Below are 16,275 nucleotides of genomic sequence, written 5' to 3' on the forward strand. Positions count from 1 at the left end.
CTCGTTGTAGAAAACGATGTACCTAATATAAAATTGTAACAAGTCATGTATGTTCCGTAAAATAACGAATTATTTTGAAGATATTTGGTACATTAATAAAACAGGGGCATAAAGGAAGGGCAGAGGGGGGAGGCTCAAAGCAGCCAGCCGGCTGACACTGATGTATGTATGATATTCCTCCTAAAAGTCAAGAATCAATCCGAAGCGAGTAGTGTTTGCCAACGGATGATTTTCATCGCCTAGCGTGTAGATATAGCTAAAGTCCACCCCAAAGAATTGATGCCGGATTCCGGCTCCAAGCGTCAAAAATTGTCGATCACCGTTGTTAGGGTCTTCGTAATAATAACCCGTCCGCACTGCAAACAGCTCATCGTACCAGTACTCCACCCCCGTTGCTACCAGCAGCTGCTGAAAAGTATTCAGCGTGGCCGTTCTCCCGTCGCCTATATCACGGTTAAAGCTGCCCCAGGAGGTAAAAAGCGAACTGATGGCTCCCTCGCCTTTACGCGCCATCACTTTGGAATAGTCATTGGCAATCGTCAATGTATTTATGCCCTCCCTGTCCAGATCGGTTTTAAAAGACCAGCCGATGCGAAACATCGTAGGCAGCGGGGATTTTTGGATATCTTTACTGTCTGAGCTGTTTATATAACTGATACCCGGACCAATATTCGAAATATTCAATCCGGCATTCCAGGAAGCATCTCGCTCCAGGAATAAAAAGGTATCGGACTTGTACATTCCCGCCAAATCAAATCCCATACTTGAGCCCGGTTTAATTTCATCTCCTTCTATATCTCCGTCAGCCAGCTTGCTGTAGATAAATCGAACGCCTGAACCCACTGACCAGTTATTGTCGATCTGATACCCGTACGAGATCCCCCCTGCAAATTCGTAGCTTCTAAAGCGTCCCAGTCCCTCACCGGTGGGATCTTCATAAGAGGTACGCTGATGCTCCCCTGAATTCAGATAGGTAATGTGTGCCCCGAAGGTACCAAGGTCTTCAATGTAATATTTTCCGACCAGGTAATCATAAAAGAGATCCACATTAAACTGCGGCAACCATTCACTGTGTGTGATGCTTACCTGGTTGCCGTTTTGGAAAGCAAGTCCCGCAGGATTCCAAAAAACGGCGGAGGCATTATCCGCGATGGCAACGCCGGTGTTGCCCATAGCCGCCGCCCGCGAATCAGGTTCAATCTGAAGAAAGGGGACCGACGTGATACCCACTTGCGCCTGGCCGGCAGCGGCGAATAAAAGCAATGGGACAAAAACTGGGAGTATTTTTTTTATCATAATAACAAATGGGTAGCCAGAAAGCTCGAAATAAATAAGCACCGGTTTCTGATTATGCTTATTTGGCAGCTTTAATACGCCGATTTAATGTCAGTATTATGAAAATATATGATTTATATGAATAATAAAAGATGTAAAAAGGTCCTTGCCTTCACACTCATCCAAATTACTACGGTAGAAATTAAGAAGAAAATAGCTTTTTAGTGTTCTACCTGTTTGTTCTTAATGGTGGAAGGAAACACGATGGTCATACAGTACTCATCAATGGACTTTTTTTAAAATTAAGAGCGTTTATTTATCGTACCTACTCGATGCATCAGGCCTCATTCCCGATAATTTTTCAGCAGCCCGGCAGTAGTGATCAGTTGAGCATTTCGATAACCATGGAAGAGGCACCGCCCCCGCCATTACAGATGCCGGCACAGCCGTAAGTCCCGCCCGAGTGCTTCAAGGCATGAATAAGCGTGACCATAATGCGCGCACCCGAACATCCGATAGGATGTCCGATGCTTACTGCCCCCCCGTGAATATTCACCTTTTCGGGGTCCAGTTCCATGATTTTATTATTTGCCAGGGAAACCACCGAAAACGCTTCATTGATTTCAAAAAGATCCACCTCTTCTTTCTGTACTCCGGCGCGTTCTAACGCTTTGGGCATAGCATCGGAAGGGGCCGTCGTAAACCACTCGGGTGCTTTGGCCGAACTGGCCTGGCTCAGGATGCGCGCCAGCGGTGTTATGCCCAGTTCTTCTGCCTTATCTTCGCTCATCAGCAAAACGGCGGCCGCCCCGTCATTGATACTGCTGGCGTTGGCGGGCGTGACCGTACCCTCCTTGTCAAAAACCGGCTGCAGCTGCGGGATTTTGTCAAAGTCGACGCGATCCAGCTCTTCATCCATACGAACTTTCTGGATATTGCCTTTACGATCCGTGACCTTCATTTCGATGATTTCATTTTGCAGACGACCTTCTTCATGAGCCCTGATCGCCCGTTTGTACGACGTAATGGCAAATTCGTCCTGTTCCTCGCGGCTGATGTCACAATCCGAGGCACATAATTCAGCGGCATTGCCCATATGAAAATCATTATAGACATCCCAGAGCCCATCCTTTATGATGCCGTCCTCAGCCTGCGTGTGACCCAGTTTGGAGCCAAAGCGGTGTTTGGGGAGATAGTAGGGGACATTGCTCATGCTTTCCATGCCGCCGGCGGCGATAATATCCGCCTCTCCCAGCTGAATCTGGTTGGCAGCGATCATGATGGCTTTCATCCCGGAAGCACAGACTTTGTTGACCGTCGTTGCCGGGGTAAGCGCTGAAAGTCCCGCTTTCAGGGCGGCCTGGCGGGCCGGAGCCTGACCGATACCGGCGGTAAGCACATTACCGAATACCACTTCCTGCACATCATCGGGCTTGATACCGGATTCCTTGATAACCTCGGTGATGGTCACCGCTCCCAGTTCCGGGGCAGAAAAAGAGGAGAGGGTGCCTCCAAACGATCCCACAGGCGTTCTCTTTGCCGCTATAATAACTACATTTTTCATAGAAAGAAGTATTAAGTTTTATGTATAACGTAACAGGCTGTTGAATCGATGGTTGTCACAGCTATTTCAAAACCAACCTCCGAATAACCACACGAACACAACAGCGTATGATAGTCGAATGGTAGCAATCGCAACCGTCTAAAAGGCGATCTGTTTTTTTAATTTCCGTTATCCCGCGGGTGATAATCTAACGTAATTTTTGACCAGGACATTCGAAATTATCAGCCTCTGATAACTGATAACTGATAACTGATAACTGATAAACCAGATCTACCCAAACGCCTGCTCCAGATCTTCAACCAGGTCGTCGGCATCTTCAATACCGATCGAAAGGCGAATCAGGGAATCCTTCAGCCCGGCTTTTTGGCGAACCTCCCTGGGTATGGAGGCATGCGTCATCGATGCAGGGTGGCTGATTAGCGATTCTACCCCGCCAAGGCTTTCGGCAAGGGTAAAGATTGAGGTACGGCTCATAAATGCATGAGCTTGCTCTTGAGAGTCGCCCTTGAGCGAGAAAGAGACCATGGCACCAAAATCATCCATCTGTTTTTTAGCAATATCGTATTGCGGGTGGTGTTCAAGTCCCGGATAGATCGTCTGATCAACCTGTGGGTGCTCATCTAAAAAAACGGCTACTCTTTTTGCATTTTTTACCGATTCCCGCATGCGGACGGACAGTGTCTTGATGCCTCGCAAGGTGAGATAGCAGTCCATGGGACCGGGTACGGCGCCCGTTGTTTTTACCTGGAACCGGAGCTGCTCCATCACCTCTTTATTTGACGTCGCAACGGCTCCACCGATGACGTCAGAATGTCCCCCGAGGTATTTGGTCGTGGAATGCAAGACGATGTCGGCTCCGAGGATCAGCGGGCGCTGCAGGCAGGGAGACGCAAAGGTATTGTCCACTACAGAGAGGATATCGCGGTCGCGGGCAAAGCTTGCAAGCTTTGCAATATCGACAATGCGGAGCAGGGGATTGGTCGGTGTCTCAATCCATAGCAGTTTGGTTTTATCTGACTGCGCCTCTTCCACTTCAGCCATGTTTGTCATGTCTATAAATGAAAAATCAACCCCCATGGGCTGGAAGACTTTGGTAAACAGCCGGTAGGTCCCGCCGTAAAGGTCATTGGAGGCAATGACATGATCGCCGGGGCGAAACATCTTCAGCACCGCATCTATGGCGGCGCATCCGCTGGCAAAGCAGGCACACTCATCAGCTTCTTCAAGTCCCGCTATCAATTTTTCTAGGGCCGTACGGGTAGGATTACCCACCCGCGCATAGTCATAGCCTTTGTTGACATTGGGAGCTTCCTGTGCATAGGTTGACGTTTGAAAAATCGGGGGCATAACAGCGCCCGAGGTCTCTTCCGGCTGCTGACCGGCATGAATGGTCTTGGTGTTGAATTTCATGATATGATGATTTAATAATTGGCTTTAGCTTTTTCGGCCTCTTCCTGCATACCAAGATAGCTGTAGGTCCGGTAAAGGTATTTCCACATCTGTTCCGTAGGATGTTGCTCTGTCAGTTGCTCCAGGAGGGGGACCGAAGCAGATATATTCTGTTCAATATGTTTTTTGATCTGCGTTTCCCGTTGCTGATCGAGATAGGGCAGCAGCCGCTGGTACTGGGCCGCTTTGTTGTGATAGAACTGTACGGTTTCATAGAGATAATGGGCGTCCCCGGATCGGCTGTCTACAATATCGATATAGTAATTTTCAGCCTGGTTAAACAGTGAATCAGCCATAGCAAAATCAGCGGCGTTGAATTCCCTGTCTTCTTCGAGTTCCCCGGCTATTGCGATCAATTCTTCGCGTCCGGCTTTATAGTACTCGGAAGCCAGGGAATACCGGTATGTTATATTATTCGGCTTTCTGTTGCTCAGCTCCTGCAGGATGGTAATAGCATTATGGTGATCTTCTGCCTCTATATAAGCGTTAGACAAACCGTGCATCAGGTTGAAACTGTGCTCACGCCTCGACCGCGCCTCTTTATAAATCATAATTGCGTTTTGCAGTTGATCCGTTTCGACATACAGGAAGGCCAGTGATTCCAACAGATCGACAGGAGGCGGTTTTACGTTTATGCGGCCCCGATCGAGTATGGCTATTGCCTGCTGTAACTCGTCCCCCTCGAAGTAGGCTTTGCCGGCCATCTGGTAAGAGGAAGGTTCATCCGGCATAATAGTGGTAGCGTTGTTAAAATAGATAGCCGCCAGCCGGTAATCTTCTTCCGATGAAGCGTCCCGGTACTGTTCTATTCCCCGGTTATGCTCACTGCTCCAGGCCACTTTACGGAGCTGATCGTAATGAAGCGTATCGACGCTGGAATCCGGTTGGGTTTTGAGCAGACTGTCTGCCTTTTCGAGAACCAGGTTTGCTTCGGTGTATAATGGCATACGCTGGTCAGGATCCTCCTTCTCCCGGGCCCACTTGATCAACTGTTCTCCTTTTTCAAAATATAAAGAAGGATTATACGGGTCGGACTGAAGCTGCTGGTCGATGGCAGAAACACGCTGCTCAAGGCGTGCTTCGGCACTATCACCGGAGGATAAATCGGTGGTGTCGTCGGTGCTGTTTTTAGTACCGGAACAACCAAAAAAGAACCCGAATGCAAGCACAAGGCTTGCTATTCGGGTATAAGAATTCATCATAAGGTGTGCCAACCGTGTTTATTTATTGCATTCCGGCTTTTTTCATTGCCTCTTGGGCCTTTTCATCCATTCCCAGGGCAGTATAGATACTGAACAGGCTCTTCCAGTACTCCTGGTTGTTGGGATCAATTTCAGCCGCTCTTTCATAATTATTCATTGCTTCTTTAAGAAACTTCTGGCCCTGTTTATCCAACTCAGCCGCTTTCTGATTGTCCGTTGTTTGATTTCGCTGATCAAACAAGGCTTTGGCTTTATTCTGATAGATGATACCCAGGGTATTGTATGCGGCGTCATCATTGGGGCGGTATTCGAGTACGGTATTCAGCTCTTCCTCAGCGCGATCCGTCAACTCGTCAATTTTGGATTGCAGCTGCTGATTTTCCTGCTGAAGATTCTCGATTTGCTGCTGAATATCCTGTTTCTCGGAGTCACTGCTGTTATTAAGGTCCTGCCGGAGTTTGACAATTTCATTGGAGTTTGCCGACAAGCTGTCCGTTATGGTCAGGGCCTGCTGGTATATCTGCGTCCCCAACACGAGATGATACTGTGGATTTTCCGGCTCCTGTTCCACAAGTTTCTCAACAGTGCTGATCGCTTTTTCCGGTTCACCGACTCTCTGGTAGGCGTCAGCAAGGTTTGAAACAATTTCCTGGTTGTCGGGGAACTGCTCGTGGGCTTTTTCAAGGCTGTTGACAACTTCCTGCTGGTTGTCCAGCTGAAAATGATAGCTGGCAAGCTGGAGGTAATCATTGGCTTCCAGGGAGGTGTCCTGGGCCATAGAGATAAACTTCTCTTTTGCATTGGCGGCTTCCTCGAAGCTTTGGTTCATGGCGGCCACCTGTGAGAGAACATCCCACGAAAGGAGACTGTCGGGCTGAATATTGGTGGCATTCTTAAGATGATACATTGATTGTTCAAGGGGATTACTCACCGCTTGTTTCAAGCTGTCATCGGTTGCCAGTTCAACCGCACGGTTATGTTCCGTCTGCCACAGCACGTTTTTGACAGCATCAATGCGCTCAACTTCGCCGGGCACATCTTCCGCAGTCTCAGCAACCTCCTTGGCTTCGGCGAATGCGGCATTCATTTCTTTGTACGTTTCAGCACGAGCCTCGGGGTCTTCCTCCGCACCGGCCATCTCGCCCAACGCCACTCCCTTGTAGTAGTATCCGAGCGGATCTTGTGGATTCTGCTCTATAGATTTTTCTGCAGCTGCGAGCGCTTCTTCAAAATTTTGGCTTTCGATATTTGATTGTGCTTCATCAGCCAGGGGATTAGTACTTCCGCAGCCGACTAAAATGCCGATAAGCAGTGTTAATAGTACGTGAGGTAATTTTTTTGTTAACATGATAGTCTATTTCTGTTGTATTCAATATTAAAAATCCAGTAAGTGGAAGGGAAAGTAACCATATATCGTCCTTTCTGCAATATAATCAATTAGAAATTGTTATATTACGCTTCTGTTTTCATTATTTTTTTAATTGATTTTAGATAATGCATGTTTGGAACGAGTGACTTTAAGGTACATGAAAAGAACGGTTTTGAATATTTACATATTGCAACCGAAGCATCCAATGCTCAGAATCTGATTCTTCTGCATGGCATGTTTGGAGGATTAAGTAATTATGATCCCCTTCTTAAACAAATACAGGGATATACCATTTTTGTTCCTAAAATTCCTATTTATGAGTTGGGAATGAGAGAAATATCTATCAGCAGGCTGACGGAATGGCTGCGTTCTTTTTGTGAAGCCCTGGATATTAAGAATCCCGTCCTCCTGGGAAATTCGATGGGGGGACACCTGGCGCTGGATTACGCACAAAAATACCAGGATGATGTCGCGGCACTTGTCTTGACAGGCAGCTCGGGACTTCTGGAAAAGGATTTTGGATCCACTTTTCCGCGGCGCAAAGACCGGGATTTTATTCGCAAGCAGGCGAACCTGACATTTTACGAGGACCTGATCGATGATACGGTCATGGATGAGATTATGACGGTTGTCAAGTCTCCCTCCAAGCTTACCAACTTGCTGGCGCTCACCCGCGATACCCACTCGTACAATATGGAGGAACATTTGCCCAAGATTAAGCAAAAGGTACTGCTTGTCTGGGGCAGGCAGGATGAGATTACGCCTCCAAAGGTTGCCCATATGTTTTTGGAAAAGCTGCCGGATGCCGAACTTCACTGGATTGACAAATGCGGGCATGCTCCCATGATGGAACATCCGGAAAAGTTTGCATCCCTGTTGAAGGATTTTTTAATTCGACTTGAGAATAACGCTAATTCCCAAACAAGTCACTATGAAAAAGATCGTCCACACCTCTGACGCCCCCGATGCCATCGGCCCCTATAGCCAGGCAGTCGTGCACAACGACCTGGTATATTGTTCAGGACAGATCGGACTGGACTCTGAAAGCATGGAGTTTGCGGGTCCTGATGTAGCAACACAGGCCATACAAGTGATGGAAAATCTAAAAGCGGTGCTGGAGGAGGCGGGTTCTGGCTTCGACAAGGTTATCAAATGCAGCATCTACCTTGACGATATGGATAATTTTGCTGCCGTCAATGAAATTTATGGCCGTTATTTTGACCATCAACCTCCCGCCCGCGAGACGGTGGCGGTCAAGACCCTTCCCAAGAACTGCAAGGTAGAGATCAGCTGTACGGCCTTTATATAAGAGAACTTCGCAAAGTCCTGTCATACCCAGACGATACGCCTCCTACCTTCCCAGCTGGAAGGTTTGGCTTGTCCTGTTGCCCATGCGATCATAGAGGATGATCCGTATATCCATCGTGGATGAAGGACTGAAATCAGGGTGATAATACGCTATGCGCTGGTCTTCGGGCTCGTATTCGGCGAGTCCCCGACGCCCGTTCACGCTGATTCTGGTACGCTTATGGTCAATACCGGACAGCTTGTCCTCCGCATTAATATAAATCAGCCACTGTCCGTCGGGCCGCTGGTGCAGGCGGGGACGGCTGAGTTCGGGGGGCGTGGTATCCCTGCGGCTGATAAAGGTCCCGAGCGTTCTGCTCTCCGCTAAAATATGGTTCTCCGTAAACCGCGTGGGAATCGGATACCAGTTATCGTAGCGTTCGTTATATTTGTAAAAGGATAATCGCGAGGTATCGGTCAGCATCGAATCCCGTTCTACCCGCAGCTCATAGGATTTGTCCACCGGATAGGCTTCGGGACCTACGGTAACCTTGACAGAATCGGGAGCATAACGTTTAGAGGAGAGGGTCACCGACACCGTATCATAGAACGTATGCTTCGGAAAGAGCGCCATCGCCTGACGGTTAACGGACGTAATCAAACCATTTTGGTCCGGCACCATCCGGTGAAAGATCGTGGGACTCATGCCTGGGATGTTCATAAAAAGATTGTCCAGGGTCTTTAAATCAATGATGACATCCTGCCGGTGCGAGCTAAGTCGCCACGGATCGGGCGTGGCAACGGTGATTTCCCTGTAATCTTCTTCAGGGATCATCACCCAGTTGTCAAACCAGCGCCAGTCATTGATATCGACTGCCCGCACTTTTTCGGGAGAGAATGTCCGTGGCCTTTCGGCAAATCGTTCAGTAGCGCTTTCCTTTACCCTGAGATTCACCACAGCAGTGCTTTGATTGCCAAAAAAGTCTGTGGCCCTTATGGTGACCGCATGCTCGCCAGGCGGCAGGCGAAGCCGTCCCTGTTGCCGGTTCGTTCTGTAGAAGGGGAGCGTATTGCCATCGGCCACAAAAAGCCGCTGATAGGCTTTTCGGCGGTCGCGGAGCAGCGGGTAGACCCGGTCGATGAACATCTGCCGGGTTTCGGCATAGGAGAAACTGTCAACCCTGGAGTAGAAACGCTCTCGTCCGTTTACCGACATGGAAAGCTCATAGACGGCATAGGCGTTGGATACGCCGTTGGACTGATCGTATACATCCAGTCCGAGCCCCACAGCACCACTCACCTCCACGGTCCCGAAATGATACGTTCCATTTTGCCGGCGCGGGTTGCGCGTGAAGACCTGTTTCGTTCCTTCGATGGTCGACCGGGAGGACAGCGGTTCCACAGAGAGTCCCGATATGGTGGGGGGAATATTATCCCGTACCGTGAGATTTGTGTGCAGGGGGTTGAAGGGACTGTGATCGGGTCTGCGAAGTTCAAAGTGGAGATGAGGCGGGCCGATGCCCGACGCCCCGCTGTAGGCGATGACATCGCCCTGCTGTACCCGAATCTGCTGATCCTCCACCACCCGGTCGAAAGAGGGAGTAAATCCCTCGACAAAGCGGATGGAGTCGGCAAACTGCTGCAGCTCCTCGTTAAAGCTCATCAGGTGGGCGTAAACGGAATAGGAGCCGTCGTCGTGTTTCAGGTAGATCACCTTGCCATAGCCTGTCGGACTTACGGCAATGCGGTGGAGGATGCCGTCGCGCGTTGCATAGATTTCGTATCCCCGCTGTCCCCAGGTCTTGATGTCCAGGGCCGCATGAAAGTGGCGGGACCGCGTTTCGGCAAACGTGGAGGTCAGATGCCGGCTGGCATTGGTCGGCCAAAGATAGGTGGCTTCTGCAGGATTAAAAGTCCGGTCGGATTGTGCGGTGAGTGATCCTGCCTGTAGTAAGATCCCGATAAAAAGGAGCAGGCAAAGTATTCTCATAATTAATGATTTATGCTACCTCCATGGTTAAATGAGCCAACGTTTCATCCAACCGTGCTTCAATATGATCACCGGAGCGCAGGGGAGAAACCCCTTCCGGGGTGCCCGTAAAAATGAGATCACCCCGACGCAGGGTAAAAATGGTTGAAAGATAATGGATGAGGTCCGCTACCGGAAAAATCATCAGTCGGGTGTTGGACTGCTGCCGCATCCTGTCGTTTACGGCCAGCGACAACCCCAGGTTTTGAGGATCCGCCACCCGCTCGCCTGGAATAAAGGTACTGATTGGAGCAAACGTATCAAAACCTTTGGCGACCGACCAGGGATGTCCTTGTTTTTTGGCCCGGGACTGGATGTCCCGGGCGGTCAAATCAATTCCCACGCCGTAGCCGCCCACATGAGAGAGTGCCTCGGCCCGGGAAATATCTTTGCCCCCTTTTTCGATAGCAACGACCAGTTCCACTTCGTGGTGGACTTCATTACTTTGAGGGGGCAGCAGAATCGGCCCTTCAAATGTAAGGCTGCTTACCGGTTTGAGAAAGACCATGGGCTGGTCGGGCACGTCATGGTCAAGCTCGCGCGCGTGCGCCACATAGTTGCGACCGATACAAAAAATCGATCCGATATTCAGATGGGGGAGTCCGGGCAGTTGTTTTAGTTCTTCCATAGAAGGGAATATAAAAAAGCCCCGGTCTCCATGGAAGCCAAGGCTTTAAATATTTTCAGAAATCTATAAAAGTCGTTCTTTTGGGCAAGCACTGCATTTTCGCGCATTAACCACATTCTCACGTATTGTATTTATATGCTGTGGTTTTGAATGCACTCGGACTTTGATACTGACTACGACTCCCGGTAAACGTATTAGCGGAACGATCTTGTTCCACCAATCTCTTTGTTTAGCGGGATATTCAATCCTCACATATGAGCAATATGCTGCGGTGGCAGGATCTTTCCGGCCCTGATCCTGACCGAAAATCCTTTTTCAAAGCCTTTTGTAGAAAATGAACTGGGGTTATGCTACAGGCTCAACGCTCACATATTTGCGTCCCCCGGAACGCACGCGGAAGGTTACCTGTCCATCTTCTTTGGCAAAGAGGGTATCATCCTTGCCGCGGCCCACATTTTCGCCGGGGTGAAATTTGGTGCCCCGCTGACGAACAATGATGTGGCCGGCGCGGACTTTTTCTCCGCCGTATTTTTTTACACCGAGCCGTTTCGATATCGAATCACGGCCGTTTTTTGTTGAACCTTGTCCTTTCTTATGTGCCATAACTAATAATTTAAACTTTTAGAAATCTTTGCAAAACCATTCTTTTGTCCAATCTCGGCGTTATCGGTCGGTTGAAATTCTCGCATATAGGCTATATGCTGCGATTCCAACCTCCCTATGGCCTTGACCTTTCCCGATGCTTCGGGACTGGTTTTTCAAAGGCTTCTTTTAATTATTCGAGGGCTGTGCAAAACCGTTCTTTTGGTCAATCTCTGCATTTTCACGCATTCAAAATCCTCACATACGTCTTATATACTGCAATTTTGAATGCGCCCAGGTTTTGATATTGACCAAAACCACAGGTTTTCCAAAGCCTTCTATTCTTCTTGCTTACTTTCCCAGGCATCCAAAACTGTAACCCGCTCCTCATCTTCAGGGACAAACCCTTTCAGCTCATCGAGAGGTGTATCGTTAATATGCTTGATTGCTTCTTTAGCAGCCATATCGGTTGATACTTCTCCTTCTGTGGGTTCGGAGTCAGCTGATTCCTTTGTTGTCTTTTTTGGGCCGCCGTCAACCGAAATCGTATTAATTTCGATCTGTGACATCGGTTGCCGATGCCCGCGTTTTACCTGATAGCCTTTGCGTCGTTTCTTTTTAAAAACAATGACCTTGTCCGACTTTATATTATCGAGCAGGGTCGCTTCAACAGTCGCTCCTTCTACAGCGGGCTTACCGACCGTCACCCTGCCGTCATCATTAATGAGCATTACCCGGTCGAACGTAAGGGCCTGATCGACTTCATCACTTTGCTTATCTACAAACAGGACATCGCCTTCGGAAACGCGATACTGATGCCCACCTATTTCTACAACTGCGTACATCTAATTGGTTATTTTGCGTTATAACTATTCCTTTTCAATAGATCCCAAATATAAGCGTTTTGACGCTGAAAGCAAAGCAAAAAATTAGATGAACAAAAGGGTCAAATGTGGTATGTTGCAGGGTAAAGGAATGCCAACAAAAAACAAAAAGCGTAATGGCTAACAAATTACCGGATTTGCATGAACAGGCTTTTATGTTTAAGAATACCAAACGCTTCCAGCGAGACGGGGGACGCGCATGGATCAAGGATTCGCAGCTTTATGAGGCAAGAAAAGACGCCAACGGCCGGTTGAATACCATCCATGATAAAAAAGATGAGGGGCTGGTCGAGGAAGCGGAACCCCGGGAAAAACCTTCTATCTGATTTCGTAAGGAATCGGCCTTTTTTTCGAGCCGAAGGCGTTACAAAATCCGTGTCACCCTGATTCCGCGGACTCGGCAGCAGGGTTGGCTTTTGCAAGGGCACCGTTATAACCATCATAAATTAATCTGCATTTCATGCGATATATCAGGCTTCGGGCGTGGATTCTTTTTGCCGTATTGGTCGTAACCGTTATTCTGATGCTGAAATGGTCGTCGGAGAGCGGTGAAACGTTTAAAAGTGCTTCTCCCATTGCCGATACCTCGATCACCAATACCTATCCCGGGCTTTATGAAGCCCTGTACCGGCGGAATGCCGGTGACATACGGCCCTATCTTTCGCACGAGAGCGATACGGTTCGCAGTCAGGCCTGGCGGGCACTGGCTACCACGCCCGCGGATACCCTGGCTCCGTTCATTGAGCTGGCGGCGCAACAGGGTTCTGATACGGGCTGGTTTGCCCTCAGTAATCATGCAATGAATGAACAACAGCTCAGAGCGCTGGAGCAGCGGTGGAAGGAGCAGCCCGACCAGCGAGCGGGCATCGCGCGCGTACTGGGCCGGCAGGGAGACCGGCAGAGCCTGGATTTCCTGCTTTCGGCCATCGAAGAGAATATCTCAGAGGACGAGCACTATGCTCTTGCCTTAAGCAGGCTGATCACGCGCCATGAAATAACAGAAGATACCCAGATAAAGATCCTGCAAAAAGCCTTTGACACCAACCGGCGGGATGTCAGGCAGGCCTATCTCTACGGGTGGTACCGGGGCCCCGAAAACGCGCTGACGTCCACCGCCAAAGACACGCTACTGAGCCGGTGGAGGGAGCAGGGACTGGGCATTAGCCGGGTCCTGGATCAGTACGGCAATAAAATTTTGCCGGAGCGGACCTATACCGTAACGAATTTTTATAATGGAGAGCGGGATCTTGAACACCAGGTACAGCTTGCCATTGAATTGGCCAAATCGCTCGACAAGCTCGAAATGAACAGCCAGAATGCATTGGCTGCAAAAATCCTGCTGATGCACCCGAACGTACACGTAAAGAAGCACACGCTGCGAAGCATCACCGGTAAAATGAAGAGGGGAGGAAATCTGCACTCCTATGTTACCGGGACGATGATTTCGGATACGCTCACTTCAGAGGGAGTTTGGCTGGAAGCTTTGAGGGCTGCGGCCTCAGTGGATACGGCCGGAGTCAGTGAGCATACGGACCGGGTTGAACGGCTGGCTGAAGCAAACCCCTTTCTGACGCCCGGAAAGCTGGCCCTCTACCGCTCCATGCGGTCTGACGATGAATATTTGCGGGAAATCAGGGAAATTGTTGACCGGCGGGATGCGCTTTACGTGATGTATGCGATGGAAAGTCTGACCGATTTCTGGGAAGATCTGCCGGCAGAAGAGAGGACAGAGGAGAGGGTCCAGCAGCTCCGGGAGATCACATTCGATGCGCTCGACCTGCATGACCGGGGCGTGACTTACCGGGCCGGGCCGTTGTTAGAACGGGAGGAACTGTTCCAGCCGGATGATTTCGGGCGGATTAGTCAGGCGCTGGCGGACTTCTCACTGCCGGGGGACCTCGAAGTGTACCAGCAGTTTGGCACGCTGTATAAAGAGCGATTTGAACAGCATGCCCAGCCGGTCATCGATTCCCTGGCGGATTTACAGTATGCTCCGTTGAACCGATCCCTGGCTGACGCCGGATGGGAGGTGGAGGTGGACCCCCGCGAAGAAGGGGAGACGTATTTGAGGACACCGGACTGGGAGCGCTTGTGGGAGCTGGGTACGGAACCCGAGTGGACGCTGTACACTGAGAAGGGCAATATAGTGATCCGAATGGACCCGCTCAGGGCCCCGGCCACTGTTTCCGCTATTGACAGTTTAAGCAGGGCGGGAGCCTACGAAAATGTTCCCTTTCACCGGGTGGTCCCCAATTTTGTCATCCAGGGCGGGGATATTGAGCGGGGTGACGGTTTTGGGAAACCCGGTTTCCTGTTGCCGACCGAAACCACCGAATCGGGCTTTGTCCGCGGTGCAGCGGGCATCGCCAGCGCGGGCAGGGATACCGAAGGCAGCCAGTATTTTATGATGCACCAACGGTCCCCGCATCTCAACGGCCATTATACCCGGTTCGGGAAGGTGGTCGAAGGCATGGATGTGGTGGCACGCATAGAGGCAGGGGACAGGGTGCTGTCGACGTCTTGGTATTAAGCTAACAAGGTACTTTTTTTGCGAGAAAAAAAAGTATCCAAAAAACGCACCGACTGTGGGTTCTTCGCCTGAGTGTCGTCCCCGCGAACCTGTAAAAAGGCAAACTCGCTCCCGCCGGTCGCTCAAACAAACCTATACACAGCCGGTTCGCGGGGCCTTCACTCCGGGCGGCTCACAACCCAAGGCCGGAAGGGCTTCTTTTGTTAATAAAACTACGTGGCCTTGACCTTTTCGCCCCTTTTTGGTCAAGCCATGCGAGGGACAGAGAATCTCATCCTTGATAAAACGGATCAATCCCCTTACGTAAAGGGAAAGAAACTATATTTCTTTAAGTGTTCTCTTCTTTGAGCTCCGGGAAGGTCACTTTGGTATGAAACTCACCCTGTTCGCCCATGGGGTCAATCTCTTCAGGCAAGTGTTGGAGCTGTACGACAAAGGACTGGTCGAACGGTTCTCCCACGCGAATGAATGACTGGTATTCCTCCCGGACCGCGCTGATCGTCACGTCGACGGGGTTAAGCTGAAGCACCGGAAGCAGTTCGTGGATGCTTTTCTCCCATATTGGAAACAGGCAGTCATACCCCATCTCACCGAAAGCCTCTTCACGCCACCGGCGGATGTCCCGCAGGTGCCAGTCTCCGAAGATAAGGTGTCCCACGGGAACGGATTGAGCTTCCAGAGCCCGGTTCACTTCCGCGAGATACTTCTTATTCGGACAGGCGGAAGGCAGAGGCACCCGGATGAGGTCGAGCTCCAGGCTCGCCGCTTGCCTGCGGATATGAGAAAGTGGAATCTGCTGGTGCGGTACCACCTCCGTCTCTTCTTCGTAGGTTGTGAGCAGGCGGAGTTCCCGGTCGTTATCCGGATAGTCCTGCCGGTAAAACTGCAAGGCTAAATACGCATCTTTGCCGCCGCTCCAAAAAAGAATATCCATAGCAAATGATCACTCTGATACCGGGAATCCGTAAGTCAGAATTAATTCCTCATATTTCTGTATTCTGGCTTCTGAATTCCTATATTTATACGCAATTTGAATTGATGTAAAAGATAACATTTCCTTTGTCATGAGTAAACGAATGTATTGATTCGCAAAGTTGTGAGCGTATGGGCCGCCCGGCGGCGGATACCTGCCGGGTATGCCTGTATCATTATTTAATCTCAGACTCTATCCAATAAGCACAAAAATTCTTAGTTAAATCCAGATGAGCAGCGATACACAAGAAGTATATTTGCGAACCAAGGGCATCCTACCCATTCAAAAACTACGGGTGCTGGCCAGGGCCGGCATCATCCAATCTGCCGCGGATTATCCGTTGGAGGATGACCAGTTTCAGCCCAATTCCATCGATCTGCGGCTGGGGGAAAAAGCCTACCGCGTACGATGCAGCTTTCTGCCGGAGGAAGAGACGGTCCAGGGGAAGCTGGATAAAATGAGCCAATACGAAATCCCGATTACGGAGGGGGCCATCCTGGAGC

General features: G+C 49.9%; 15 protein-coding genes. 5 read left to right on the plus strand and 10 right to left on the minus strand.

What is annotated here, in order from left to right:
• Positions 1-180 precede the first annotated feature (180 nt).
• The 5 genes from porV to ACESLU_RS04760 form a co-directional block, all read right to left on the minus strand.
• The gene (gene porV, locus ACESLU_RS04740; protein WP_372635881.1) at positions 181-1,263 is read right to left on the minus strand and encodes a type IX secretion system outer membrane channel protein PorV; all 1,083 of its coding nucleotides are present in this window, start codon (positions 1,261-1,263) and stop codon (positions 181-183) included.
• 394 nt (positions 1,264-1,657) lie between these two features.
• Positions 1,658-2,839, minus strand: coding sequence for an acetyl-CoA C-acyltransferase (locus ACESLU_RS04745; protein WP_372635883.1), 1,182 nt, complete (start codon positions 2,837-2,839; stop codon positions 1,658-1,660).
• A gap of 270 nt (positions 2,840-3,109) precedes the next feature.
• Complete coding sequence (locus ACESLU_RS04750; RefSeq protein WP_372635886.1) at positions 3,110-4,249, minus strand: cystathionine gamma-synthase; 1,140 nt, start codon at positions 4,247-4,249, stop codon at positions 3,110-3,112.
• A gap of 11 nt (positions 4,250-4,260) precedes the next feature.
• The gene (locus ACESLU_RS04755; protein WP_372635889.1) at positions 4,261-5,490 is read right to left on the minus strand and encodes a tetratricopeptide repeat protein; all 1,230 of its coding nucleotides are present in this window, start codon (positions 5,488-5,490) and stop codon (positions 4,261-4,263) included.
• 22 nt (positions 5,491-5,512) lie between these two features.
• Positions 5,513-6,838, minus strand: a complete 1,326-nt coding sequence (locus ACESLU_RS04760) for a tetratricopeptide repeat protein (protein WP_372635892.1) — start codon at positions 6,836-6,838, stop codon at positions 5,513-5,515.
• Positions 6,839-6,988: 150 nt separating this feature from the next.
• Here ACESLU_RS04760 and ACESLU_RS04765 point away from each other — a divergent pair, with 150 nt between their 5' ends.
• Entirely contained in the window at positions 6,989-7,816 is an 828-nt protein-coding gene (locus ACESLU_RS04765; RefSeq protein WP_372635895.1) for an alpha/beta fold hydrolase, read from the plus strand.
• Positions 7,791-8,168, plus strand: a complete 378-nt coding sequence (locus ACESLU_RS04770; protein ID WP_372635898.1) for a RidA family protein — start codon at positions 7,791-7,793, stop codon at positions 8,166-8,168. The genes ACESLU_RS04765 and ACESLU_RS04770 overlap by 26 nt, the downstream gene beginning before the upstream one ends.
• Positions 8,169-8,210: 42 nt before the next feature.
• Here the strand turns inward: ACESLU_RS04770 and ACESLU_RS04775 are convergent, their stop codons facing one another.
• From ACESLU_RS04775 to rplU, 4 genes are all read right to left on the minus strand, one after another.
• Positions 8,211-10,136: a M23 family metallopeptidase gene (locus tag ACESLU_RS04775; protein ID WP_372635901.1), complete on the minus strand. Its 1,926-nt coding sequence runs from the start codon at positions 10,134-10,136 to the stop codon at positions 8,211-8,213.
• A 10-nt stretch (positions 10,137-10,146) separates the two neighbouring features.
• Positions 10,147-10,803, minus strand: a complete 657-nt coding sequence (locus ACESLU_RS04780) for a fumarylacetoacetate hydrolase family protein (RefSeq protein ID WP_372635903.1) — start codon at positions 10,801-10,803, stop codon at positions 10,147-10,149.
• 345 nt (positions 10,804-11,148) lie between these two features.
• Complete coding sequence (gene rpmA / locus ACESLU_RS04785) at positions 11,149-11,406, minus strand: 50S ribosomal protein L27 (RefSeq protein ID WP_372635906.1); 258 nt, start codon at positions 11,404-11,406, stop codon at positions 11,149-11,151.
• A 317-nt stretch (positions 11,407-11,723) separates the two neighbouring features.
• The gene (gene rplU / locus ACESLU_RS04790) at positions 11,724-12,230 is read right to left on the minus strand and encodes a 50S ribosomal protein L21 (protein ID WP_372635909.1); all 507 of its coding nucleotides are present in this window, start codon (positions 12,228-12,230) and stop codon (positions 11,724-11,726) included.
• Between the two features lie 155 nt (positions 12,231-12,385).
• Here rplU and ACESLU_RS04795 point away from each other — a divergent pair, with 155 nt between their 5' ends.
• Together ACESLU_RS04795 and ACESLU_RS04800 are read left to right on the plus strand one after the other, a co-directional pair.
• The gene (locus ACESLU_RS04795) at positions 12,386-12,595 is read left to right on the plus strand and encodes a hypothetical protein (RefSeq protein WP_372635911.1); all 210 of its coding nucleotides are present in this window, start codon (positions 12,386-12,388) and stop codon (positions 12,593-12,595) included.
• 134 nt (positions 12,596-12,729) lie between these two features.
• Positions 12,730-14,799: a peptidylprolyl isomerase gene (locus ACESLU_RS04800; protein WP_372635914.1), complete on the plus strand. Its 2,070-nt coding sequence runs from the start codon at positions 12,730-12,732 to the stop codon at positions 14,797-14,799.
• 328 nt (positions 14,800-15,127) lie between these two features.
• Here the strand turns inward: ACESLU_RS04800 and ACESLU_RS04805 are convergent, their stop codons facing one another.
• On the minus strand, positions 15,128-15,733 hold the full coding sequence (locus tag ACESLU_RS04805) for a hypothetical protein (RefSeq protein ID WP_372635917.1): 606 nt from the start codon (positions 15,731-15,733) through the stop codon (positions 15,128-15,130).
• A gap of 268 nt (positions 15,734-16,001) precedes the next feature.
• On the opposite strand from ACESLU_RS04805, the gene ACESLU_RS04810 reads away from it, so the two are divergent.
• The coding region (locus tag ACESLU_RS04810; RefSeq protein WP_372635920.1) for a 2'-deoxycytidine 5'-triphosphate deaminase domain-containing protein at positions 16,002-16,275 on the plus strand (274 nt) is incomplete at its 3' end.

It is taken from the genome of Fodinibius sp. (genome assembly GCF_041642155.1).
Lineage (GTDB): Bacteria > Bacteroidota > Rhodothermia > Balneolales > Balneolaceae > Fodinibius.

Bases quoted from the DNA above. Each gene is read 5' to 3' on its own strand.
- ACESLU_RS04745 (WP_372635883.1), bottom strand. From the start codon at position 2,839: ATGAAAAATGTAGTTATTATAGCGGCAAAGAGAACGCCTGTGGGATCG.
- ACESLU_RS04750 (WP_372635886.1), bottom strand. From the start codon at position 4,249: ATGAAATTCAACACCAAGACCATTCATGCCGGTCAGCAGCCGGAAGAG.
- ACESLU_RS04755 (WP_372635889.1), bottom strand. From the start codon at position 5,490: ATGATGAATTCTTATACCCGAATAGCAAGCCTTGTGCTTGCATTCGGG.
- ACESLU_RS04760 (WP_372635892.1), bottom strand. From the start codon at position 6,838: ATGTTAACAAAAAAATTACCTCACGTACTATTAACACTGCTTATCGGC.
- ACESLU_RS04765 (WP_372635895.1), top strand. From the start codon at position 6,989: ATGTTTGGAACGAGTGACTTTAAGGTACATGAAAAGAACGGTTTTGAA.
- ACESLU_RS04770 (WP_372635898.1), top strand. From the start codon at position 7,791: ATGAAAAAGATCGTCCACACCTCTGACGCCCCCGATGCCATCGGCCCC.
- ACESLU_RS04775 (WP_372635901.1), bottom strand. From the start codon at position 10,136: ATGAGAATACTTTGCCTGCTCCTTTTTATCGGGATCTTACTACAGGCA.
- ACESLU_RS04780 (WP_372635903.1), bottom strand. From the start codon at position 10,803: ATGGAAGAACTAAAACAACTGCCCGGACTCCCCCATCTGAATATCGGA.
- rpmA (WP_372635906.1), bottom strand. From the start codon at position 11,406: ATGGCACATAAGAAAGGACAAGGTTCAACAAAAAACGGCCGTGATTCG.
- rplU (WP_372635909.1), bottom strand. From the start codon at position 12,230: ATGTACGCAGTTGTAGAAATAGGTGGGCATCAGTATCGCGTTTCCGAA.
- ACESLU_RS04795 (WP_372635911.1), top strand. From the start codon at position 12,386: ATGGCTAACAAATTACCGGATTTGCATGAACAGGCTTTTATGTTTAAG.
- ACESLU_RS04800 (WP_372635914.1), top strand. From the start codon at position 12,730: ATGCGATATATCAGGCTTCGGGCGTGGATTCTTTTTGCCGTATTGGTC.
- ACESLU_RS04805 (WP_372635917.1), bottom strand. From the start codon at position 15,733: ATGGATATTCTTTTTTGGAGCGGCGGCAAAGATGCGTATTTAGCCTTG.